This window comes from Clavibacter michiganensis (genome assembly GCF_016907085.1).
GTDB lineage: Bacteria > Actinomycetota > Actinomycetes > Actinomycetales > Microbacteriaceae > Clavibacter > Clavibacter michiganensis_O.
Genome location: NZ_JAFBBJ010000001.1, coordinates 690,614 through 711,554 on the forward strand (window position 1 = coordinate 690,614; position 20,941 = coordinate 711,554).

Annotated in this window: 20 protein-coding genes, 1 tRNA gene and 1 other RNA gene; 13 read left to right on the forward strand and 9 right to left on the reverse strand. The window is 72.1% G+C overall.

Annotated features, from left to right (window positions below; genetic code table 11):
- Nucleotides 1-58 precede the first annotated feature (58 nt).
- Both JOE38_RS03160 and aceE read right to left on the reverse strand, forming a co-directional pair.
- Nucleotides 59-1,333, reverse strand: coding sequence for a PucR family transcriptional regulator (locus tag JOE38_RS03160; protein WP_204574823.1), 1,275 nt, complete (start codon nt 1,331-1,333; stop codon nt 59-61).
- A 16-nt stretch (nt 1,334-1,349) separates the two neighbouring features.
- Complete coding sequence (aceE, locus tag JOE38_RS03165) at nt 1,350-4,076, reverse strand: pyruvate dehydrogenase (acetyl-transferring), homodimeric type (RefSeq protein ID WP_204574824.1); 2,727 nt, start codon at nt 4,074-4,076, stop codon at nt 1,350-1,352.
- A gap of 242 nt (nt 4,077-4,318) precedes the next feature.
- Here aceE and JOE38_RS03170 point away from each other — a divergent pair, with 242 nt between their 5' ends.
- Entirely contained in the window at nt 4,319-4,792 is a 474-nt protein-coding gene (locus tag JOE38_RS03170) for a peroxiredoxin (RefSeq protein ID WP_012038310.1), read from the forward strand.
- 18 nt (nt 4,793-4,810) lie between these two features.
- On the opposite strand, the gene JOE38_RS03175 is transcribed toward JOE38_RS03170, so the two are convergent.
- On the reverse strand, nt 4,811-5,500 hold the full coding sequence (locus tag JOE38_RS03175) for a hypothetical protein (RefSeq protein ID WP_204574825.1): 690 nt from the start codon (nt 5,498-5,500) through the stop codon (nt 4,811-4,813).
- A 91-nt stretch (nt 5,501-5,591) separates the two neighbouring features.
- Between JOE38_RS03175 and JOE38_RS03180 the strand changes: the two genes are divergently transcribed.
- A tRNA-Val gene (locus JOE38_RS03180) sits at nt 5,592-5,664 on the forward strand.
- Nucleotides 5,665-5,706: 42 nt separating this feature from the next.
- Here the strand turns inward: JOE38_RS03180 and JOE38_RS03185 are convergent.
- A complete protein-coding gene (locus JOE38_RS03185; protein ID WP_204574826.1) occupies nt 5,707-6,294 on the reverse strand; it encodes a TetR/AcrR family transcriptional regulator C-terminal domain-containing protein in 588 nt (195 codons plus the stop codon).
- A gap of 76 nt (nt 6,295-6,370) precedes the next feature.
- Between JOE38_RS03185 and JOE38_RS03190 the strand changes: the two genes are divergently transcribed.
- The 7 genes from JOE38_RS03190 to rnpB all read left to right on the forward strand — a co-directional run bounded on the left by JOE38_RS03190 (nt 6,371) and on the right by rnpB (nt 10,729).
- Complete coding sequence (locus tag JOE38_RS03190; protein ID WP_204574827.1) at nt 6,371-7,012, forward strand: biotin transporter BioY; 642 nt, start codon at nt 6,371-6,373, stop codon at nt 7,010-7,012.
- Nucleotides 7,009-7,716, forward strand: a complete 708-nt coding sequence (locus JOE38_RS03195; protein WP_204574828.1) for an energy-coupling factor ABC transporter ATP-binding protein — start codon at nt 7,009-7,011, stop codon at nt 7,714-7,716. Before JOE38_RS03190 ends, JOE38_RS03195 begins: the two co-directional genes overlap by 4 nt.
- Nucleotides 7,713-8,324, forward strand: coding sequence for an energy-coupling factor transporter transmembrane component T (locus tag JOE38_RS03200; RefSeq protein WP_204574829.1), 612 nt, complete (start codon nt 7,713-7,715; stop codon nt 8,322-8,324). The genes JOE38_RS03195 and JOE38_RS03200 overlap by 4 nt, the downstream gene beginning before the upstream one ends.
- An 83-nt stretch (nt 8,325-8,407) precedes the next feature.
- Nucleotides 8,408-8,599, forward strand: a complete 192-nt coding sequence (locus JOE38_RS03205; protein WP_204574830.1) for a hypothetical protein — start codon at nt 8,408-8,410, stop codon at nt 8,597-8,599.
- 52 nt (nt 8,600-8,651) lie between these two features.
- Nucleotides 8,652-9,479, forward strand: a complete 828-nt coding sequence (locus JOE38_RS03210) for a Nif3-like dinuclear metal center hexameric protein (RefSeq protein ID WP_204574831.1) — start codon at nt 8,652-8,654, stop codon at nt 9,477-9,479.
- Between the two features lie 91 nt (nt 9,480-9,570).
- The gene (locus JOE38_RS03215) at nt 9,571-10,305 is read left to right on the forward strand and encodes a zinc ribbon domain-containing protein (protein WP_204574832.1); all 735 of its coding nucleotides are present in this window, start codon (nt 9,571-9,573) and stop codon (nt 10,303-10,305) included.
- Between the two features lie 42 nt (nt 10,306-10,347).
- Nucleotides 10,348-10,729: RNase P RNA component class A (gene rnpB, locus JOE38_RS03220), an RNA gene on the forward strand.
- A 73-nt stretch (nt 10,730-10,802) separates the two neighbouring features.
- Here rnpB and ppgK read toward each other — a convergent pair.
- Nucleotides 10,803-11,624, reverse strand: a complete 822-nt coding sequence (gene ppgK, locus JOE38_RS03225; RefSeq protein WP_204574833.1) for a polyphosphate--glucose phosphotransferase — start codon at nt 11,622-11,624, stop codon at nt 10,803-10,805.
- Between the two features lie 74 nt (nt 11,625-11,698).
- Between ppgK and JOE38_RS03230 the strand changes: the two genes are divergently transcribed.
- On the forward strand, nt 11,699-11,881 hold the full coding sequence (locus JOE38_RS03230; protein WP_204574834.1) for an SPOR domain-containing protein: 183 nt from the start codon (nt 11,699-11,701) through the stop codon (nt 11,879-11,881).
- A gap of 9 nt (nt 11,882-11,890) precedes the next feature.
- Here the strand turns inward: JOE38_RS03230 and panB are convergent, their stop codons facing one another.
- On the reverse strand, nt 11,891-12,760 hold the full coding sequence (gene panB / locus JOE38_RS03235) for a 3-methyl-2-oxobutanoate hydroxymethyltransferase (RefSeq protein ID WP_204574835.1): 870 nt from the start codon (nt 12,758-12,760) through the stop codon (nt 11,891-11,893).
- A gap of 85 nt (nt 12,761-12,845) precedes the next feature.
- On the opposite strand from panB, the gene JOE38_RS03240 reads away from it, so the two are divergent.
- Both JOE38_RS03240 and JOE38_RS03245 read left to right on the forward strand, forming a co-directional pair.
- Nucleotides 12,846-14,183, forward strand: coding sequence for a glutamine synthetase family protein (locus tag JOE38_RS03240; RefSeq protein WP_086522294.1), 1,338 nt, complete (start codon nt 12,846-12,848; stop codon nt 14,181-14,183).
- Nucleotides 14,184-14,241: 58 nt separating this feature from the next.
- On the forward strand, nt 14,242-17,262 hold the full coding sequence (locus JOE38_RS03245) for a bifunctional [glutamine synthetase] adenylyltransferase/[glutamine synthetase]-adenylyl-L-tyrosine phosphorylase (protein ID WP_204574836.1): 3,021 nt from the start codon (nt 14,242-14,244) through the stop codon (nt 17,260-17,262).
- Nucleotides 17,263-17,350: 88 nt separating this feature from the next.
- On the opposite strand, the gene glnA is transcribed toward JOE38_RS03245, so the two are convergent.
- Nucleotides 17,351-18,775 (reverse strand): type I glutamate--ammonia ligase, encoded by a 1,425-nt coding sequence (gene glnA, locus JOE38_RS03250; protein ID WP_079533154.1) that lies wholly within the window; start codon nt 18,773-18,775, stop codon nt 17,351-17,353.
- Between the two features lie 193 nt (nt 18,776-18,968).
- On the opposite strand from glnA, the gene JOE38_RS03255 reads away from it, so the two are divergent.
- Nucleotides 18,969-19,397, forward strand: a complete 429-nt coding sequence (locus JOE38_RS03255) for an RDD family protein (RefSeq protein ID WP_204574837.1) — start codon at nt 18,969-18,971, stop codon at nt 19,395-19,397.
- Nucleotides 19,398-19,423: 26 nt separating this feature from the next.
- Here JOE38_RS03255 and JOE38_RS03260 read toward each other — a convergent pair whose 3' ends face one another.
- A complete protein-coding gene (locus tag JOE38_RS03260) occupies nt 19,424-20,149 on the reverse strand; it encodes a J domain-containing protein (protein WP_204574838.1) in 726 nt (241 codons plus the stop codon).
- Nucleotides 20,150-20,203: 54 nt separating this feature from the next.
- Nucleotides 20,204-20,914, reverse strand: coding sequence for a DUF4191 domain-containing protein (locus JOE38_RS03265; RefSeq protein ID WP_204574839.1), 711 nt, complete (start codon nt 20,912-20,914; stop codon nt 20,204-20,206).
- Nucleotides 20,915-20,941: the final 27 nt, after the last annotated feature.

Here is a 20,941-nt window from a genome sequence, read left to right on the forward strand (position 1 = left end):
GTCGGCGTCCTACAGAGGATCCGCCAGGACATTGTGTCGATGCCACACGCAGCGCGCGTCACCGCGCCGCCTGGCGCTTGGGTCGCGCGCGACCGGAGCCCTGCTGCTTGGGGACCGTGGTGCCGGCCTCCGCGATGCTGCCGATGATGAGAGCCGCCTGGAGGATGAGCGCCTCGCGGGCGCCCGTGGCGTCCCACCCGATGACGTCGGAGACGCGCTTGAGCCGGTAGCGCACCGTGTTGGGGTGCACGAACAGCTCCCGCGCGGTCGCCTCGAGCGAGCGGCCGGTGTCGAGGTAGCACCACAGCGTCGCGAGCAGCTCGGTCGAATGCGCCTGCAGCGGCTTGTAGATCCGGTTGATGAGGGTGGACCTGGCGAGCGGGTCGCCGGCGAGGGCGCGCTCGGGGAGGAGGTCGTCGGCGAGCGTGGGCCGGGGCGCGTTCCGCCACGACCGGGCGACGGCGAACCCGGCGAGTGCCGCCCGCGCGCTCCGCGACGCCTCCACCAGGCTCGGCACCTCGTGGCCGAGCACCAGGTGCCCGGATCCGAAACCGGGCTCGAGCTGCGTCGCGATCTCGAGGAACGACACGGGAGGCGTCTCCGCCGCGGCGGCCTCCGGATCCACGACCGCGGGGGACGCGCGTCCGATGACGAGGACCAGCCGGCTGCCCTGGACGCCGATGAGCACGTCGGCCTCGAGGTGCCGCGCCGTGCGACGCAGCTGATCGACGTCGAGCACCGCGGGAGCCGTGCCCACGAGCACGGAGACCTCGCCGTGCCCGTGCCAGCCGAGCGCGGCGATCCGCGACGGGAGCTCGTCGTCGTACTCGCCGGAGAGGATGCTGTCGACGACGAGCGCCTCGAGCCGGGCGTCCCAGAGGCCGCGGGCCTCCGCGGCGCGCGCGTACACGTCTGCCGCGGCGAACGCGATCTCCCGCGAGTACAGCAGGATCGCGTCCCGCACCGTGCGGTGCCGGTCGCGGACCCGGTCCTCGACGACCTCCACCGTGACGCGGATGAGCTGCAGCGTCTGCTGCAGGCTCACCGAGCGGAGGAGCTCGCGGGGCGCGGCGCCGAAGACGTCCGCGGCGATCCACGGCGTGGAGTCAGGGTCGTCGTACCAGTGGATGAAGGAGGTGATGCCGGCCTGCGCGACCAGCCCCACGGCGGACCGCCGCCCGGGCGGCATCTCGCCGTACCAGGGCAGCGTGTCCTCCAGCCGCTTGAGCGTCGCGCTCGCGAGCTCGCCCGACAGGGACCGGAGCCACGTCAGCGTCTCCGCCTTCGTCTCCCCGGTCTCCACGTCGGTGTCGTGCCGGTCGCTCGGTGTCACGTCAGGTCGGCGCAGCTCACGCCTCGCCGCCCGCCGATCCGGTCGTGCCAGCGTTCACGTCGAGCAGGCGGTACTTGTCGATCGCCCACTTCGGCGCGTCCTGGTCGACCTTGCCCTGCTTCGCGAGCCGCTGCAGCGTCTTCACGACCATCGACGGACCGTCGATCGCGAAGAAGCGGCGGGCAGCCGGACGCGTGTCCGAGAAGCCGAAGCCGTCGGCGCCGAGCGTCGAGTAGTCGCCGGGGACGAACTGCCGGATCTGGTCGGGCACCGCGTGCGAGAAGTCCGTGACCGCGACGAACGGGCCCTCGGCGTGACGCAGCTTCTCCTCCAGGTACGGGACCCGGGTCTCGGAGTGCGGGTGGAGCATGTTGTGCTCCTCGGCGGCCAGACCGTCTCGGCGCAGCTCGCCCCACGAGGTGACGGACCACACGTCGGCGGACACGCCCCAGTCGTCGGCCAGCAGCTGCTGCGCCTCGAGGGCCCACGGCACCGCGACGCCGGACGCCATGAGCTGCGCCTTCGGTCCGTCGACCCAGCCGTCCTTGAGCTTGTAGACGCCGCGGACGATGCCGTCCACGTCCACTCCCTCGGGCTCGCTCGGGTGGATGATCGGCTCGTTGTAGACCGTCAGGTAGTACATGACGTTCGGGTCCTCGTGCTCCCCGCCGTACATGCGCTCGAGTCCGGACCGCACGATGTGGCCGATCTCGTAGGCGTACGCCGGGTCGTAGGACACGATCGCCGGGTTCGTCTGCGAGAGGACGAGCGAGTGGCCGTCGGCGTGCTGGAGGCCCTCGCCCGTGAGCGTGGTGCGTCCCGCGGTGGCGCCGATGAGGAAGCCGCGCGCCATCTGGTCGCCCGCCGCCCAGATCGCGTCACCCGTGCGCTGGAACCCGAACATCGAGTAGAAGACGTAGATCGGGATGAGCGGCTCGCCCTGCGTCGAGTACGTGGTGCCGAGGTTGGTGAACGCCGCGAGGGCGCCCGCCTCGTTGATTCCCACGTGCACGATCTGGCCCTGCGGGCTCTCCTTGTAGGACAGCAGCAGCTCGCGGTCGACCGACGTGTAGTGCTGGCCGTTCGGGTTGTAGATCTTCGCCGTCGGGAAGAAGGCGTCGATGCCGAAGGTGCGCGCCTCGTCCGGGATGATCGGGACGACGCGGTTGCCGAAGTCCTTGGAGCGGATGAGGTCCTTCAGCAGCCGGACGAACGCCATGGTCGTGGCGATCTCCTGCGTGCCGGAGCCCTTCTTGGAGATGCGGTACGCCGAGTCGTCCGGCAGCGTGATCGCCGTGTGCTGCGTGCGGCGCTCGGGCGAGTACCCGCCGAGCGCGCGGCGGCGCTCCTGCATGTACTGGATGGCCTCGTCGTCCTGGCCGGGGTGGTAGTACGGCGGCAGGTAGGGGTTCTCCTCAAGCTGGGCGTCCGTGATCGGCACGCGCATCTCGTCGCGGAACTGCTTGAGGTTGTCGAGCGTGAGCTTCTTCATCTGGTGGGTCGCGTTGCGGCCCTCGAAGCTCGGGCCGAGGCCGTAGCCCTTGACGGTCTTCGCGAGGATGACCGTGGGCTGGCCCGTGTGCTCGCTGGCCGCCTTGAAGGCCGCGTAGACCTTGCGGTAGTCGTGGCCGCCGCGCTTGAGGTTCCAGATCTGGTCGTCGGTGTAGCCCTCGACGAGCTTCGCGGTGCGCTCGTCGCGCCCGAAGAAGTTCTCGCGGATGTAGGCGCCGCTCTCGGCCTTGTAGGTCTGGTAGTCGCCGTCGGGCGTGCGGTTCATGAGGTCGAGGAGCGCGCCCTCCGTGTCGCGGGCGAGCAGGTCGTCCCACTCGCGGCCCCAGACGACCTTGATGACGTTCCAGCCGGCGCCGCGGAAGAAGCTCTCGAGCTCCTGGATGATCTTGCCGTTGCCGCGGACGGGGCCGTCGAGGCGCTGCAGGTTGCAGTTGATGACGAAGTTGAGGTTGTCGAGCTTCTCGTTCGCCGCCACCTGGAGCTGGCCGCGGCTCTCGACCTCGTCCATCTCGCCGTCGCCGAGGAAGGCCCAGACCTGCTGGTCGCTGGCGTCCTTGATCCCGCGGTTGGTGAGGTACTTGTTCGCCTGCGCCTGGTAGATCGCGTTGATCGGGCCGAGGCCCATGGAGACCGTGGGGAACTGCCAGAACTCCGGCATGAGGCGCGGGTGCGGGTACGACGAGAGGCCGCCGCCCGCGTGGCTCTTCTCCTGGCGGAAGCCGTCGAGCTGGTGCTCGCTCAGGCGTCCCTCGAGGAAGGCGCGGGCGTAGGTGCCGGGGGAGGCGTGGCCCTGCACGAAGACCTGGTCTCCGCCGCCCGGGTGGTCCTGCCCGCGGAAGAAGTGGTTGTAGCCGACCTCGTAGAGGGCGGCCGAGGAGGCGTACGTGGCGATGTGCCCGCCGACCGCGATGCCGGGGCGCTGGGCCCGGTGCACGGTGACGGCCGCGTTCCAGCGGATCCACGCGCGGTAGCGGCGCTCGAGGTCCTCGTCACCGGGGAAGTCGGGCTCGTTCTCCGGCGCGATGGTGTTGATGTAGTCCGTGGTCGGGACCATCGGCACGCCGAGGTGCAGCTCCTTCGAGCGCTTGAGGAGGCTGAGCATGACGTCGCGTGCGCGACCCCGACCCTGCGTCTCGACGAGCCCGTCGAGGGACTCGTTCCATTCGGCGGTCTCTTCCGGATCCTGGTCGGTGTGGTTCACCGAGTACGGATCCTGGTCGTTGACAGTCACCCTCGACCTCTTCCTGTGGTGTGCAGACATCGTCTTCGGTGCCACGGGGCTCGAAGGGTGCGAGACCGCGCGTACGCCGAGGGCCAGCCTACCCATGACGGCCGACGGTCTCGGACTACGGACGACGCGGCCTGTCGGGCCGCCCGGACGGGCCGGGGAGCTGGACTTCGCGGATCCCGGGCGTAGTGTGGCTCCTCGTGCCAGACAGGGGACATCTGCCGGCACGGAAGGATCCGCACCCCATGGCCCTGGCCAACGACACACAGGCTCCCGACTTCGAGCTCGCCAACCAGTTCGGCGAGCGCGTCCGGTTGAGCGAGTACCGCGGGCACCGCGCGGTCGCCCTCGTCTTCTTCCCCCTCGCCTTCTCCGGCACCTGCACCGGCGAGATGTGCCAGCTCGAGGAGAACCTCGGCCTCTTCGCCGACAGCCGCGTGGAGCTGATCGGCATCAGCGTCGACAGCAAGCACACGCTGCGCGCGTGGGCCCAGCAGCAGGGCATCGACTTCCAGCTCCTCGCCGACTTCTGGCCCCACGGCCAGGTGGCGAAGGAGTACGGCGTGTTCCTCGAGGAGAAGGGCTTCGCGAACCGGGCCACCTTCCTCATCGACACGCGGGGCATCATCCGCGGCAGCTTCATCACCGCACCCGGCGAGGCGCGCGAGCTCGAGGCGTACCGCACGGCGATCCGCGATCTGGCTCTCGTCCCGGCCTGATCCGGTTCTCGCGGCGCCTCAGCTGAGGATGTTCACCGCGCGGGCGATGACCAGCGCGAGGATCACGAACCCGGCGAACGCCTCGAGCGCCATGAGCGACTTGGCGCGGTGGGAGAGCGGCATGACGTCGGTGGGGCTGTAGGCCATCGAGTTCGTGAGCGAGAAGTACGCGTAGTCGACGAAGCCCGGAACCCAGTCCGCGTGCTGCGACGAGCGGCGGGCGACCTCCGACACCGCCCCGGAGTCCTCGTCCTGCGGGAAGCGGAAGTCCGCGGGCGCGAGGGCCGCACGGGCGTGCGTGCGGCGCGCCACGGGGCCGCCGCGGTCCAGCTCCCAGAAGACGAGCGCGAAGGCCAGCACGTTGGCGACCCACACCTGCAAGGCCGTGAGCAGCAGCTCCGGTCCCGCTTCCGAGGCGTCGACCAGCGCGATCACCAGGACGACGAGGCTGACCTGGTTGGCGACCACGAGGAGGCCGCCGAGCGCGAGCCCCAGGCCGCGCGACCACGGGGTCTCGCGCACGAAGCGTCGGGGGTTGAGCGCGACCAGCGGCACGAGCAGGGCGACGGCGATCGCCACCACGGCGATCCGCACGCCAGCGGGGACGGCGGTCGGCGCCACCCCGTACAGCGCGACGGCGACGATGAGGCCGACGGCGGCGGGCCAGCGCGGCTCGGCGACCGTGCGCCGGGAGGGGTGGATGGGCACGGGGGAGAGGCTACGACGCGCGCCCGCGGGGCGGCCGGGGCGCGCCGATGCGGTCGGCTAGCATGGCCGGGCGCCCGGCGACCGGGCGCGGGGGCCTTTAGCTCAGTTGGTAGAGCGCCACGTTTACACCGTGGATGTCGTCGGTTCGAGCCCGGCAGGGCCCACCCACGCGCCGGCGTCGGCCCGAGCCCGCTCCCCGCCCGCGATCAGGCGAGGGTCCCGAGGCCGCGGACGAGCAGGTCCACCCCGAAGGCGAAGTCCCGTGCCGGCTCCTCCTCTCCCGCGGCGACGGGCAGCAGGCCGAGGCGGTCGAGCTGGATGCGCTCCTGCTCGTGCGCCACGTGGCCGAGCACGAAGTGCAGGAGGGCCGACGCCGCGCGGCCGCACTCGGCGTCCCGGAACCCGCCCGTGGCGACGGCCGCGGACAGCATGTCGCGTGCCGCGGTCGCGCCGAGCCCCATCGCCGTCGTGCTGGCCACCACCTCGGCGCCGTCCCGGTGCGCGAGGAGCGCCCCGCGGAGCCCCTCCGCCGCGTGCCGGACCCGGTTGCGCCAGTCGGCGTCCCGGCCGACCGTCGTCGCGGTCGCCGCCTCGGCGACGATGCGGTCGGCCAGCTCCGCCAGGAGGCTCTGCTTGTCGGGGAAGTGCCAGTAGAGGGCGCTCGGCTGCACGTCGAGCGCGGCGGCGAGGCGGCGCATCGTGAAGTCGGGGAGGCCGTGCTCGTCGAGGATCCGCAGGGCCGTGCGGGCGACGTCGTCGCGGGTGTGCCGCCCCGCCGCATGCGCCCGTGCCATGCCGCCACTATAGTGAACGCCGTTCAGGTGAACGTCGTTCAGGTCGTGCGCGGCCGCATCGAGCAGAAGGAAGCCCATGACCCCGTCCCGCTCCCTGCCCCTCCGCGCCGGCCGCCGCGCGCGGCTCGACGCCACCGACCTCGCGCGGGTCGCCGTCCTCGCGGCGGTCGTCGCCGTGCTCGGGCTCCCGGGCAGCATCAGCGTGTTCGGCGGCGTCCCCATCACCGCCCAGACGCTCGGGGTCATGCTCGCGGGCGCCGTCCTCGGGCCCCGCCTCGGGGCCCTCGCCCTCGCCGTCCTCCTCGCGCTCGTCGCGGTGGGGCTGCCGCTGCTCTCCGGGGGCACGGGCGGCCTCGGGGTCTTCCTGGGCCCGTCCGCCGGATACCTCGTGGGCTGGATCGCCGGGGCCGCCGTGGTGGGCTTCCTCGTCCACCTCGGCGGCCGGCGGCCCACCGCGTGGCGGACGGCCGTCGCCATGGTGCTCGGGGGGATCGTCGTCATCTACGCCGTGGGGATCCCCGTGCAGAGCCTCGTCACGCGACTCCCGCTGACCCAGACGGCGTACACCAGCCTCGTCTTCCTGCCCGGCGACCTGGTCAAGGCGGCCATCGCCACGGCGATCGTGATGACGCTGGTGCGCGGCTACCCCCGGGCCTTCCGGCGTCCATCCGGCTGGACGCCGCCACGGCAGGACGTCGTGGCGGCGAACGCCCGGTGACCCCGACGGACGGGCCCGGCGGCGCGACGGCCTTGCACCTCGCGGGCGTCGGCGTCCGTCTCGGCGACGTCGAGGCGCTCCGCGACATCACGCTCGACGTGGATGCGCGCACGGTAGCCGTCATCGGCGAGAACGGCTCGGGCAAGAGCACCTTCGCCCGCGTGGTCGGCGGTCTGGTCGAGCGCACGTCGGGGGAGCTGCGCGTGCTGGGCGTCGACCCGGGACGTGGATCCCGCGAGCTGCGACGCCGCGTGGCCCTCGTGTTCAGCAACCCGGACGCCCAGATCGTCATGCCCACCGTCGCCGAGGACGTCGCGTTCTCCCTGCGGCCGGAGCGCCCGTCGCGCGCCGATGCCGACGCGCGCGTCGCCGAGGCCCTCCGACGGCTCGGCATCGAGCACCTCGCCGACCGCTCGTCGCACGAGCTGTCCGGCGGGCAGAAGCAGCTGCTCGCGCTGGCGGGGGCCTTCGTCCGACGCCCCGAGCTCGTGATCGCGGACGAGCCCACCGCCTACCTCGACGCCCGCAACGCCCGTCGGGTCGCGGACCACCTCTTCGAGGAGGGCCACCGGCTCGTGCTCGTCACCCATGACCTCGCCGCGGCGGCCCGGTGCGACGCCGCCGTCCTGTTCGCCGGCGGCCGCCTCATCCGCACGGGCCCTCCCGCCGCCGTCATCGCCGAGTACGAGGCGATGCTCGGGTGACGCCGACGGAGCCCAGGCGCCCCGGCCGTCTCGAACGCATGCCCGCCGGTCCTGAGCTGGTCGCGCTCATGGTCGTGGTGCTCGGCGTCTCGCTCCTGCCGTCCACCTGGTGGGCTGCGGTCGCGGCGGTCGCCGTCGCGGTCGTCGCCTACGCGACCGCGCAGCTCGGCGACGGCCTCCTCGGCATGCGCCGCCTCGCCGGGCAGGTGCGCGCCGTGCGCTGGGTGATGCTGTTCACGCTCGTCAGCCAGCTCGTGCTGCTCGGGCCCGAGCCCGCCGTCGCGAACACGGCGCGCGTCACGGCGGCGATCGCCATCGCCGGCCTGCTGGTCCTCACGACCTCCATGACCGCGCTCCTCGACAGCATCGAGCGCGGCCTGGCTCCGCTGCGGCGGCTCGGCGTCGACACGGAGCGGATCTCGCTGCTGCTCACGGTCACCGCCGGCACCGTCCCCGTCCTCGGACGCCTGGCCGGCGACGTCCGCGAGGCGCAGCGCGCACGGGGCGCCCGCCCGGGACTGCGGACGTTCGTCGTCCCCTTCCTCGTCCTCGCCCTCAAGCACGCGGACCAGCTCGGCGACGCGCTCACCGCCCGCGGGGTCAGGTGACGGGCCGGGCGGCACCCTCGATCGCGATGTCCACGGGCCGCGCGAGCCGTGTCGCCGCGGGCGTGTCGCGATAGCATCCACCCATGAGCTCCGACACGGCCGATGGCGCCGACGCCTGGTCGGTCGTCGACGCCGCCACGCACGGGTCCAGCACCCACCGCGGATCCGCCCAGCGGAGCCTCTGGCCGCTCGAGCCGCTCGTGCCCTCGCCGGGCGTCGCGCCCGACGGGCCGCGGGACGAGGCACGCCCCCGCCGCGCCAGGCGCCGGGGCTGATCGGCGCACGGCGCGTCACGGGCCGCGACCGGCCCTTCGTTACGATGGGCACGTGATCCCCACCCTCGCCGACGTCGTCCGAGTCGTCGAGGACGCCTGGCCGCCCGCGGGCGCGTCCGACTGGGACTCCTCGGGACTCGTGTCAGGGGATCCGCGTCGGCGGGTCCGCCGCATCCACCTGGCCGTCGACGCCGTCCGCGCCACGGTGGACGAGGCCGTCGCCGCCGACGCCGACCTGCTGCTCGTGCACCATCCGCTGCTGCTCCGCGGCGTCACGACCATCGCCGAGACGGGCTACAAGGGCGCGCTCCTCGCCGACCTCGTGCGCGCCCACTGTGCCCTGCACGCCGCGCACACCACCGCCGACGTCGTCGAGGAGGGCACGTCGGGCCGGCTCGCGGCGCTCCTCGGCCTGGTGCCCGAGACCATCCGACCGCTCGATCCCGCCGCGGGCGGCGTGCGCGGCATCGGCCGCGTCGGGGATCTGCCCGCCCCGACCACGCTCGGCCGCCTCGCCGGCGAGCTCGCCCGGATCCTGCCGCCGACGGCCACGGGGATCCGCGTCGCGGGCCCCTACGACGCGCCCGTCACCCGCGTCGCACTCTGCGGAGGAGCGGGGGACTCGCTGCTCGCCGCGCCCGAGGTGGTCGGCGCGGACGTCTACGTCACCTCCGACCTCCGCCACCACCCGGCCAGCGAGGCCCGCGAGTCCGCCGCCCTCCGCGGCGGCACGCCGTACCTCATCGACACCTCCCACTGGGCGAGCGAGTGGCTCTGGCTCGACCAGGCCGCTGGCACGCTGCGCGCGGCGCTCCCGGACGTGGAGGTCACCGTCAGCGACATCCGGACGGACCCCTGGGACTTCGCCGTCACGCAGTGACCGGCCGCCGCGCGGACGGTCCCGCGCATCCACGACGCACGCATCGCGCGCACGCCGCACACCGGCGGAGCCGCACCACGAGAGGGAGAGCATGAAAGCCGATCCGAGCATCCAGAAGGAGCTCCTCGACCTGCAGGAGATCGACACCCGGCTCACGCACCTCACGCGCCAGCTCGCCCAGCTCCCGCAGCTGAAGGAGATCGACGCGCTGCAGCGGGAGATGGAGCTCGTCCGACGCCGCCTCGGCGAGCGGACCGGCGTCGTGGAGGACGCCCAGACCGAGCTCACGCGCATCGAGTCCGACGTGGCGGTCGTGCAGGCGCGCATGGACCGCGACCGCACCCGCATCGAGGCCGGCGGCAGCTCGAAGGACGTCCAGGCGCTCGAGCGCGAGCTCGAGTCGCTGCTGCGTCGCCGCGACACCCTCGAGGAGGTCGAGCTCGAGGTGATGCAGAAGCTCGAGGAGGCGCAGGCGGCGCAGGCCGAGGTGGTCGTCGAGCGCGACGCCCTCGCGGAGCGGCTCGCCGCGGTCGAGGCCGAGCGCGACGCCGCGGCGGTCGAGCTGCGGGTCCAGGCGGAGCAGGCGAAGAAGGACCGGGACGCGCTCGCGCCGCGGTTCCCCGAGGACCTCCTCGCCCTCTACGAGAAGCAGCGCGCCAGGTACGGCGTGGGCGCCGCGATGCTGCACCGCGGCATCTCCCTCGGCAGCAACATCGCCCTGCACCAGAGCGACCTCGACGCGCTCCGCAAGCGCGCTCCGGACGACGTGGTCATCGATCCCGAGAGCAACGCCATCCTCGTGCGGACGGACGAGTCCGGGCTCTAGGGGAGGCCTGCCCACCGGCTGCCCTAGACTCGACCCCGCGGATGGGTCGGCAAGACGGTCGCGCCGCGGAGGATCCCGAGAGGGGGAGACCGCGTCGAGGAACGTCCGGGCTCCGCAGAGCAGGGCGGTGGGTAACACCCACCCGGGGCGACCCGCGAGACAGTGCAACAGAGAGCAGACCGCCCGTCGCGGAAGCGGCGGGTGAGGGTGAAACGGCGGTGTAAGAGACCACCAGCGGCCCGAGTGATCGGGTCGGCTATGCAAACCTCGCCCGGAGCAAGGTCGAACAGGGGACGCACAGGCTGCTCGTCCAGTCCCCGGGTAGACCGCTGGAGGGCTGCGGTGACGCAGCTCCGAGATAGATGGCCGTCCATGGTGCCGCGAGGCACCGGGACAGAACCCGGCGTATCAGCCGGCCCATCCGCACCCCGCGCATCACGACGAAACGGCCGGATCCCTCGGGGATCCGGCCGTTTCGTCGTGCGGTGCTGCGGCGCTCAGTCCTCGGGCTTCGTCTTGTCGACGAGGTCGGACGCGGGCGCGTGCGTCACGGCGCCCGCCGCGTGCGCGGCCAGGGCCGCGGCGCCCATGATGCCCGCGTTGTTCCGCAGCTCGGCGGGCACGATCGGGGTGCGCAGGCGCAGCAGCGGCAGGAAGTGCTTGTGGTTCTTGGACACGCCGCCGCCGACGATGAACAGCTCGGGCCACATCAGCTTCTCGAGCTGGCCGTAGTACACCTGCAGCCGCGCGGCCCAGCGCTTCCAGTTCAGGTGCGCGCGCTCCTTGGCCGCGTACGAGGCGCGGCGCTCGAAGTCGCGGCGACCCGCGACGTCCATGTGGCCGAGCTCGGCGTTCGGGATGAGGACGCCGTCGTGGATGAGGGCCGTTCCGATCCCCGTGCCGAGCGTGGTCATGATGACGAGGCCGCGCACGTCCTTGGCCGCGCCGTAGCGGGCCTCCGCGTAGCCGGCCGCGTCGGCGTCGTTGACGAAGGTGATCTCGAGGCCCAGGCGCTCCTCGAACAGCTTCTCGGCCTCGAGGCCGATCCAGCTGGGGGAGACGTTGGCGGCCGACATGGTGGTGCCGTGGACGATCGCGGCCGGGAAGCACACGCCGAGGGGCGTCCCGGCGGGGACCTCGCCGAGCGCGTCGATGATCTGCTTCACGGTCGCGACGATGTCGTCCGGCTCGCCACCCTGGGGCGTCGGCAGCTTGACGCGCTCGCTGCGCAGCTCGCCGGTCGCGACGTCCACGATGGCGCCCTTGATGCCGGTCCCGCCGATGTCGATGCCGATTGCGGTCGTCGCGTCGTCGCTCATGGGACCGACCCTACCGGCTCGTCCGGCCTCGTCCGGCCGGCGCACGCGGTGCGGACGGGCCTAGCATCGGCAGCATGAGCGACAACGACGAGCAGTACTGGTACGACGACCGCACGGGCGAGGTGGAGAAGGGGATGCTGTCCCCGGCTGCCCATCGGATCGGCCCGTTCGCCACGGCGGAGGAGGCCGCGAAGGCGCCGCAGCGGTTGCGCGAGCGCGCGGAGCAGTGGGCCGCGGAGGACCGCGACGACGACTGATCCCGCGGGTCAGTCGGAGTAGCTCTCCGCCTCGGCCGGGAACGTGCCGCCGACGACGTCGTCGCGGTAGCGCGTCGCCGCGTCGAGGAGCAGCTGGCGCATGTCCGCGTAGCGGCGCACGAAGCGCGGCACGCGACCGCTCGTGAGACCCGCGAAGTCGGTCCAGACGAGGATCTGCCCGTCCGTCCCGTTCCCGGCGCCGATGCCGATCGTGGGGATGCGCAGCTCCTCGCTCACGCGGCGCGCGACCTCCTGGGGCACCATCTCGAGCACCACGGCGAACGCGCCCGCGTCCTGGACGGCGCGCGCGTCGGCGAGCAGCGCCTCGGCCGCATCCCCGCGGCCCTGGATGATGTGCCCGCCGAGGCCGTGCTCGCTCTGCGGCGTGAAGCCGATGTGCCCCATCACCGGGATGCCCGAGGCGACCACGCGACGGATCTGCTCGGCGCTGCGCACGCCGCCCTCCAGCTTCACGGCGTGGGCGCGCGCCTCCTTCATGAAGCGCACGGAGGTGGCGAGCGCCTGGTCCGGTCCCGACTCGTAGGAGCCGAAGGGCAGGTCGGCCACGACGAGGGCCCGATGGGCGGAGCCCGCGACGGCGCGGGCCAGCGGGATCAGTTCGTCGACCGTGACGGGCACGGTCGTGTCGTAGCCGAGCACCGTGTTCCCGGCGGAGTCGCCGACGAGCAGGAAGTCGATGCCGGCCTCGTCGAAGATGCCCGCCGTGAGCATGTCGTAGCTGGTGAGCCCCGTGATCTTGAGGCCCTGCTCCTTGGCCCGCGCGAAGTGGCGGATCCGCACCCGCTTCGGCGGCCCGGCGGGCTCGGTCGGGAGGCGGGCGGGATCGGGCGGGGAGACGGCAGCGTCGGGGCTCTGCATGCCTCGGAGTCTACGGCGGGCCCCGCGCGCTCTCGGCCCGACCCCTGGTCAGCCGGTAGGTTGGACACCGACGAGAGGGTGGTGGATGGACAAGCAGCGTGACTTCGTCCTGCGGACGATCGAGGAGCGCGGGATCAAGTTCGTGCGCCTGTGGTTCACCGACGTGACCGGCACGTTGAAGTCGGTGGCGATCGCCCCGGCGGAGGTCGAGGGCGCGTTCGCGGAGGGCCTCGGATTCGACGGCTCGGCCATCGAGGGCCTCACCCGGTCGTACGAGGCCGACATGCTGGCCCACCCGGATCCGACGACGTTCCAGATCCTCCCGTGGCGCGGCGAGATCGACCCCACCGCGCGCATGTTCTGCGACATCTCGACGCCCGACGGGCAGCCGGCGATCGCGGATCCCCGCAACGTCCTGAAGCGCACGCTGGAGAAGGCGGCCGACCGCGGCTTCACCTTCTACACGCACCCGGAGATCGAGTTCTACCTCCTCAAGTCGAGCGAGTTCGGCGTCGACGGCCCGGAGCCGGTGGACGCGGCCGGGTACTTCGACAACGTCCCCGGCGGCACGGCGCACGACTTCCGCCGCCGCTCGGTGCGCATGCTCGAGGACCTCGGCATCTCCGTCGAGTTCAGCCACCACGAGGCGGGCCCCGGCCAGAACGAGATCGACCTCCGCTACGCGGACGCGCTCACCACGGCCGACAACATCATGACGTTCCGCACGGTCATCAAGGAGGTGGCCATCGAGCAGGGCGTCTACGCGACGTTCATGCCGAAGCCGCTCGCGGCGCACCCCGGCAGCGGGATGCACACGCACATGTCGCTCTTCGAGGGCGACGTCAACGCGTTCTACGCGTCCGGCGCCGAGTACCAGCTCTCCACGATCGGCCGCCAGTTCATCGCCGGACTGCTCAAGCACGCACCCGAGATCACGGCGGTGACGAACCAGTTCGTGAACTCCTACAAGCGGCTCTGGGGCGGCGGCGAGGCGCCGAGCTTCGTCACGTGGGGGCACAACAACAGGTCCGCGCTCGTGCGGGTGCCGCTGTACAAGCCCAACAAGGGCAACAGCTCCCGCGTCGAGTACCGCGCCATCGACTCGGCAGCGAACCCGTACCTCTCCTTCTCCCTCATGCTGGCCGCGGGCCTCAAGGGCATCGAGGAGGGCTACGAGCTCCCGGCCGAGGCCGAGGACAACGTCTGGACGCTGAGCGACGCCGAGCGTCGCGCCCTCGGGTACGCGCCGCTGCCGTCGAGCCTCGACCACGCCGTGCAGATCATGGAGCGCTCCGAGCTCGTCGCCGAGACGCTGGGGGAGCAGGTGTTCAACTATGTCCTGCTCAACAAGCGGCAGGAGTGGCGCGACTACCGCGCCCAGGTGACGCCGTACGAGCTGCGCTCCAACCTCGAGATGCTCTGAGCCGGATCCCCGACACGAGCACCACGACCGACATCCGACGACGAGGCCGGAGCGAGCCATGAGACGTGGGCAGACGCTGCTCGGCCCCTTGGCGCGCGCCGGCTTCGCGCGGCTGAGCGAGGTCGGCGAGGCCCTCGAGGAGGCCGCTGCGCTGTCCGGGTGGGCGGAGGCCGACCTCGTGGAGGCCCTGCACTCGAGCGCGGACCCGGACGGCGCCCTCGACGCCCTCGTGCGGCTGCTCCGGGAGGATCCCGAGCGCACGCGCGCCGTGCTCGCCGACCCCGACGCCCGCCATCGGCTGGCGCGCGTGCTCGGATCGTCACGTGGCCTCGCCGAGTTCCTCGCGCGCCACACCGTCGAGCTCGACGCCTTCGCCCGTCCGCTGGATGGCGTACCGGCCCCGGCTGATGTGCGGGCACGACTGCTCGATGCAGTGGGCGCGGTCGACGGCGTGGCGGGGATCACCGGCCCGGCCGCCCGGACGGCCCTGCGCGTCCGTTACCGGGCCCTCGTCGCGCGCGTCGCGGCGTGGGACCTCGTGCACCCCGATCCGCTCGCGGCGGTGCGCCCGGTCACCGCAGCCCTGGCGGACCTCGCGGGCGCGGCCCTCGAGGCGTCGCTCGCCGTCGCGCGCGCGGAGCTGTCCGTCCCCGGGACGTTCGGTCGCGCGCGACCCGAGGAGATCGCCGCGACGCGCCTCGCCGTCATCGGCATGGGCAAGGCCGGCGCCCGCGAGCTCAACTACGTCAGCGACGTCGACGTGATCTTCGTCGCCGAGGCCGCGACGGACGCGGACGGCGAACCGGTCATCGAGCCGTCCCGCGCGGTCGAGCTCGCGACGCGCCTCGCCGTGCTGACCATGCGCGGCATCGACGAACACGAGATCGAGCCGGCCCTCTGGGAGGTCGACGCCAACCTCCGGCCCGAGGGGAAGGCCGGCGCGCTCGTCCGCACGCTCGACTCGCATCTGGCCTACTACGAGCGATGGGCGAAGGACTGGGAGTTCCAGGCGCTGCTCAAGGCCCGCCCGCTGGCCGGCGACGCCGAGCTGGGGGAGCGGTACGCCGGCGCGGTGGCGCCGCTGGTGTGGTCGAGCGCCTCCCGCGAGGGCTTCGTCGGGCAGGTCCAGCGCATGCGCACGCGCGTCACGGACAACATCCCCGCCGACCAGCTGCACCAGCAGATCAAGCTCGGGCCGGGCGGGATCCGCGACATCGAGTTCACCGTGCAGCTCCTGCAGCTCGTGCACGGGCAGGGCGACGAGACCGTCCGGGACCGCAGCACGCTGGCCGCGCTCGTGGCCCTCGCGGACGCGGGCTACATCGGCCGCACGGAGGCCGGCGAGTTCGCCAAGGACTACCGCTACCTCCGGCTCCTGGAGCACCGGCTGCAGCTGGACCAGCTGCGGCGCACGCACCTCATGCCCACCGACGAGGAGCGCCTGCGCATCCTCGCCCGCAGCACCGGCCTCGACGGGCGCGCGGAAGAGCTCACGGCGCGCTGGAGCGCCACGAAGACCGCCGTGCGCACGCTGCACGAGCGGCTGTTCTACCGGCCGCTCCTCGCCGCGGTGGCGTCGCTCCCCGAGGAGTCGCTCGCGCTCACCAGCGACCAGGCGGCAGCGCGCCTCTCCGCCATCGGCTTCGTCGACGCGCGCGGCGCGCTCGCGCACATCCGCGCGCTCACGCAGGGGGTGTCGCGCAGCTCCGCCATCCAGCGCCACCTGCTCCCGGTGCTCCTGCAGTGGTTCGCCGACGGCCCGGATCCCGACCACGGCCTCCTCGCGTTCCGTCGGCTCAGCGAGGCGCTGGGGGAGTCGAACTGGTTCCTCCGGATGCTCCGGGACTCGGCGGGTGCCGCGCAGCGCCTCGCGCAGGTGCTCTCGGGATCCCGCTTCGTGTCGGAGCTGCTGGACCGCGTCCCCGAGACCGCCGCATGGCTCGCGCGCGACGAGGACCTGCGCCCCCGCACCTGGGCTGCCCTCGAGGAGGAGGCCGTCGCCACCGTGAACCGGCATCCCACGGCCGATGCCGCCGCAGCCGCGTTGCGCACGCTCCGCCGCCGCGAGGTCCTGCGCCTCGCCATCGGCGCAATCGTGGGGGTCACGCACGTCGAGACGCTCGGACCGTCGCTGGCCGACATCACCACGGCGACCCTCCGCGGCGTGATGCGCGCCATCCGCCGCGAGGACGGCCCCTGGCCCGAGTTCGCCGTGGTCGCGATGGGCCGCTACGGGGGCGCGGAGCTCGGCTTCGGATCCGACGCCGACGTCATGTACGTGTTCCGCCCGATCGCCGGCATGGATCCCGAGCTCGCCCAACGCCGCGCCCAGCTCATCGTCTCCGAGCTGACGCGCCTCACGGAGGACTCGCGCCTGCCGCTCGACCTCGACACCGGCCTCCGGCCGGAGGGACGAAACGGGCCCGTGGTGCGCTCGTTCGCGTCCTACCGCGCCTACTACGAGCGCTGGTCCCTGACGTGGGAGGCGCAGGCGCTGCTCCGCGCACGCGGGGTCGTCGGTGACAGCGGCCTCATCGCCGACTTCACGGCACTCGCCGACCGCATCCGCTACCCCGAGTCCATCGGCGACGCGGACGTACGCGAGATCAAGCGCATCAAGGCGCGCGTGGAGAACGAGCGGCTCCCGCAGGGTGCGGATCCCACACGGCACCTGAAGCTCGGCCGCGGATCACTCAGCGACGTGGAGTGGCTGGTGCAGCTGACCCAGCTGCAGCACGCGCACCCGCATCCCGCCCTGCGGACGCCGACCACGCTCGGAGCGCTCGACGCCGCCGTGGCGTCGCACCTCGTGGCCGAGGACGACGCGGCGCGTCTGCGGGACGCCTGGCTCCTCGCGTCCCGGGTGCGCTCCGCGATGACGCTCTGGACCAACCGCACGGCCGACGTCCTGCCCGCCGAGCGCGCCGCGCTCGACGCCATCGCGCGGCTGCTCGAGTACCCGCCCGGGTCCGCGTCCGTGCTCGAGGAGGAGTACCTCGGCGTCACCCGCCGCTCCCGTGCCGTCTTCGAGCGCCTGTTCTACGGGGTCGACGACCAGCCGGATCCGCGCGGCGCCTGACGCCCTCGGATCCTCGGCACCGGCGACGACGGGCCGCCCTCCTGGTGGAGGACGGCCCGTGCATCACGCCGCGGGGGCGTGGTGGCGATCAGACGCCGTAGTACAGCTCGAACTCGAACGGGTGCGGGCGCTGCGCGAGGGGCTTGATCTCCATCTCGCGCTTGTACTCGATCCACGTCTCGATCAGATCCGGCGTGAACACGTTCCCCGCGGTGAGGAACTCATGGTCCGCCTCGAGCGCCTCCAACGCCGCACCGAGCGACGCGGGGACCTGCGGGATGCCCTTCGCCTCCTCGGGCGGCAGCTCGTACAGGTCCTTGTCGACCGGCTCGTGCGGCTCGATGCGGTTCTTGATCCCATCGATCCCGGCCATCAGCTGCGCCGCGAACGCGAGATACGGGTTGCTCGACGCATCCGGCGCCCGGAACTCGATCCGCTTCGCCTTCGGGTTCGTGCCCGTGATCGGGATCCGGATCGACGCCGACCGGTTCCCCGCCGAATACACCAGGTTGACGGGCGCCTCGAAGCCCGGCACGAGACGGTGGTACGAGTTCACCGTCGGGTTCGTGAACGCCAGGATCGCGGGCGCGTGCTTGAGGATCCCGCCGATGTACCACCGCGCGACATCCGACAGACCGCCGTAGCCGGCCTCGTCGTAGAACAACGGCTTCCCGTCGTTCCACAGCGACTGGTGCGTGTGCATCCCCGACCCGTTGTCCCCGAACAGCGGCTTCGGCATGAACGTCGCCGTCTTGCCCCACTGCTCGGCCGTGTTCTTCACGATGTACTTGAACTTCAGGATGTCATCCGCCGCGTGCACCATCGTGTCGAACCGGTAGTTGATCTCCGCCTGCCCACCGGTACCCACCTCATGGTGCGCACGCTCCAGGATCAGACCCGCATCGATCAGCTTCAGGCTGATGTCATCACGGAGATCGGCCTGCTTGTCGACCGGGCTCACGGGGAAGTAGCCGCCCTTGTACGGGGTCTTGTTCCCGAGGTTGCCGCCCTCCTCCTCACGACCCGAGTTCCACGCACCCTCCTCGGAATCCACCGAGTAGAAGCTCGTGTGCTGGTTCACCTCGTACCGGACGTCATCGAAGATGTAGAACTCCGCCTCCGGCGCGAAGAACGCCGTGTCCGCGATCCCGGACGCCGCGAGGAACTTCTCCGCCTTCTTCGCCACCTGACGCGGATCACGCGCGTAGATCTCGCCATTCCGGGGGTTGTAGATGTCGAAGACCATGATCAACGTCCGCTCGATGCGGAACGGGTCGATGTACGCCGTCGTCACGTCCGGGATCAGCTGCATGTCCGACTCATGGATGCTCGCGAAGCCGCGGATGGAGGAGCCGTCGAACAGCTGGCCGACGGAGAAGAACTCCTCGTCGACCGTGGAAGCGGGGATGTTGAAGTGCTGCTGCACCCCGGGGAGGTCGGTGAACCGGATATCGAGGAACTTGACGTCGGTGTCCTTGATGAACGCGAGCACCTCGGATGAGTCTCTGAACATGTGGTGTCTCCAAAAGGGGGCCGGAGCGGATGAGACTGACGGTTTCAGCCTCTCCGACCCTAGGGGGAAGGGGTTACCTCGCCATAACCGCCGTGTTTCCGCGATGTTACGCACCCCCGCCCGGGCGCGTCGGCGAGTGCTCCCAGGGCCCGCGGATCAGGGGATCCGCTGCATGCGCGCCTAGGATCGGGAGGTGCCCGCGACTCCCACGAACCCCGACCTCGGCGATCCCGGCCGCAACCGCTGGCCGGGGGAGCGGCTCGGGCTGCCGGAGCGCGGCCGGGGCTCCGTCGCCCGCGCCGGTCGGCGCATCGTGGGCATCTGCATCGACTGGGCCCTCGCCGTCCTGATCTCCTGGGCCTTCTTCGCCTACGACGCCACAGCCACTCTCGTGATCTTCGCCGTGATGCAGTACGTCCTCATCGTCACCCTCGGAGGGAGCGTCGGGCACGTCGTGCTCGGGATGCGCGTGCGCCCGCTCGGCGGCGGATACGTGTCGCTGTGGCGACCGGCCCTTCGCACGGTGCTGCTGTGCCTGGTGGTCCCCGCCGTCGTGTGGAACGCCGACCAGCGGGGTCTCCACGACGTGTTCTCGGGGACGGTGCTGGTCCGCACCTCGTGACCACCGCGCCGCTCGTCGGCGAGGAGTCAGCCGGGCTCGCATCCGAGGTACACGAGCTCGGGGTCGACCCCGCCCAGCACCACGCGGGCGGGTGACCCGGCGCGCACCGCGCCCAGCTCCCGGCTCTCGGTCTCCCGCCCGTCGTCGGACCTCCCGGTCGTCACCTCGAAGCGGACGAGCGCCGCGCTGCAGTCCTCCGGGGCCGTCATGTCGAGGAGCGTGCACGAGGTGGTGTCCACGCACTCGCTCGCGCGCGACGCAGGATCCTCGACGGGGACGACGACCGCGCCCTGCGTGAGGTCGGCGCCGACCGTCGTGAACCGCGCCCGCGTCGAGTCCTGGAAGCTGACCACGACGACCAGGACGCCGGCCAGCGCGCAGACCGCGGCGATGGACGGCCCCAGACCGCGTCGGGCCCGCTCGCGTCGAGAACGGCCGTAGGGGGACAGCCGCTCCGACGTCGGCTGCGGCCGGGGCGGGTTCGGCGGCATCGGTCCCTGATGCGCCGGCCCCTGGCCCGTCGCGGGAGGAGCCGCGTCTCCCGTCGCCCCGCGCCCTCGAAGGAGGAGCACGTCCCTCGCGAGGGTCAGCTGGACGAAGCGCTCGTGCGCGGTCCTCAGCTGCTGCGGCGTCGCACCGGGAAGCCGGTCGGGATGCGTCTCGCGCGCCCGTCGGAGGTACGCGCGGCTGATGGTCGGGCGGTCGGCGTCCGCGTCGACGCCGAGCAGCACCGCAGCGGAGGACGGATCCATGGGCTCAGTCTGCGCCGGGCGCGATGCCCGCGCAAACGTCGCCCGAACCGAGGATCAGCGTGCCCGGGACGGACGGACCTTGAACGGATCGACGCCCTTGGGGATGGGCATGCTGTTCTGCCCGAGGGAGGTCAGGCGGTTGTTCACCGCCAGGACCTCCGCCTTCGTGATGGTGCGGGGGAACCGCTGCAGGCGACCGGCGAGCTTGTGGAGCTCGACCGAGTCGGCGTCGGGTCCGACGAACACGAAGTGGACGGGGACGTTGGGGAGCACACGGGCGATCTTCCGGCGCTCGTCCTCGAGCATGCGCGTCGTGCGGCTCTTCGGGCCCTCGCCGATGAGGGCCACGCCGGGGCGCCCGACGGCGCGGTACACGGCGTCCTGCGACTTCCCGTTCACGGCGACCGGCATCTCGCTGCCGACCCATCCCCGCTTGAGCGAGCTGCGGAGGACCACGCCGACGGCTCCGGGCTGGCCCTTGATCTGCAGGTAGGCCGCACGCTCCGCCTTGCGTCCGAGGACGATGAGGAAGGCCAGGATGCCCGCGAACACGCCGGCGATGACGAAGAGGATGGCGGTGAGCCAGCTCCCGCCGGTCGCGAAGACCGCCAGCAGGACGCCCACGACGATGGGACCCAGCAGCGCCAGGAGCATCCACCAGACCGAGCTCTTGTCGTACCGCCGGGTCATCTGGAAGACCTGCCACATCTGCTTGATGCGGCCGGGTTCCTTGGGTGCCTTCTTCGAGGCTGTCTTGCGGGCCATGGTGCCCAGGATACCGGTGCGCGGGCG

Excerpts from the sequence above, each read along its gene's own strand:
- JOE38_RS03170 (WP_012038310.1), top strand. The coding sequence starts at position 4,319 with ATGGCCCTGGCCAACGACACACAGGCTCCCGACTTCGAGCTCGCCAAC.
- JOE38_RS03185 (WP_204574826.1), bottom strand. The coding sequence starts at position 6,294 with ATGGCACGGGCGCATGCGGCGGGGCGGCACACCCGCGACGACGTCGCC.
- JOE38_RS03190 (WP_204574827.1), top strand. The coding sequence starts at position 6,371 with ATGACCCCGTCCCGCTCCCTGCCCCTCCGCGCCGGCCGCCGCGCGCGG.
- JOE38_RS03205 (WP_204574830.1), top strand. The coding sequence starts at position 8,408 with ATGAGCTCCGACACGGCCGATGGCGCCGACGCCTGGTCGGTCGTCGAC.
- JOE38_RS03215 (WP_204574832.1), top strand. The coding sequence starts at position 9,571 with ATGAAAGCCGATCCGAGCATCCAGAAGGAGCTCCTCGACCTGCAGGAG.
- ppgK (WP_204574833.1), bottom strand. The coding sequence starts at position 11,624 with ATGAGCGACGACGCGACGACCGCAATCGGCATCGACATCGGCGGGACC.
- JOE38_RS03230 (WP_204574834.1), top strand. The coding sequence starts at position 11,699 with ATGAGCGACAACGACGAGCAGTACTGGTACGACGACCGCACGGGCGAG.
- panB (WP_204574835.1), bottom strand. The coding sequence starts at position 12,760 with ATGCAGAGCCCCGACGCTGCCGTCTCCCCGCCCGATCCCGCCCGCCTC.
- JOE38_RS03240 (WP_086522294.1), top strand. The coding sequence starts at position 12,846 with ATGGACAAGCAGCGTGACTTCGTCCTGCGGACGATCGAGGAGCGCGGG.
- JOE38_RS03245 (WP_204574836.1), top strand. The coding sequence starts at position 14,242 with ATGAGACGTGGGCAGACGCTGCTCGGCCCCTTGGCGCGCGCCGGCTTC.
- glnA (WP_079533154.1), bottom strand. The coding sequence starts at position 18,775 with ATGTTCAGAGACTCATCCGAGGTGCTCGCGTTCATCAAGGACACCGAC.
- JOE38_RS03260 (WP_204574838.1), bottom strand. The coding sequence starts at position 20,149 with ATGGATCCGTCCTCCGCTGCGGTGCTGCTCGGCGTCGACGCGGACGCC.
- JOE38_RS03265 (WP_204574839.1), bottom strand. The coding sequence starts at position 20,914 with ATGGCCCGCAAGACAGCCTCGAAGAAGGCACCCAAGGAACCCGGCCGC.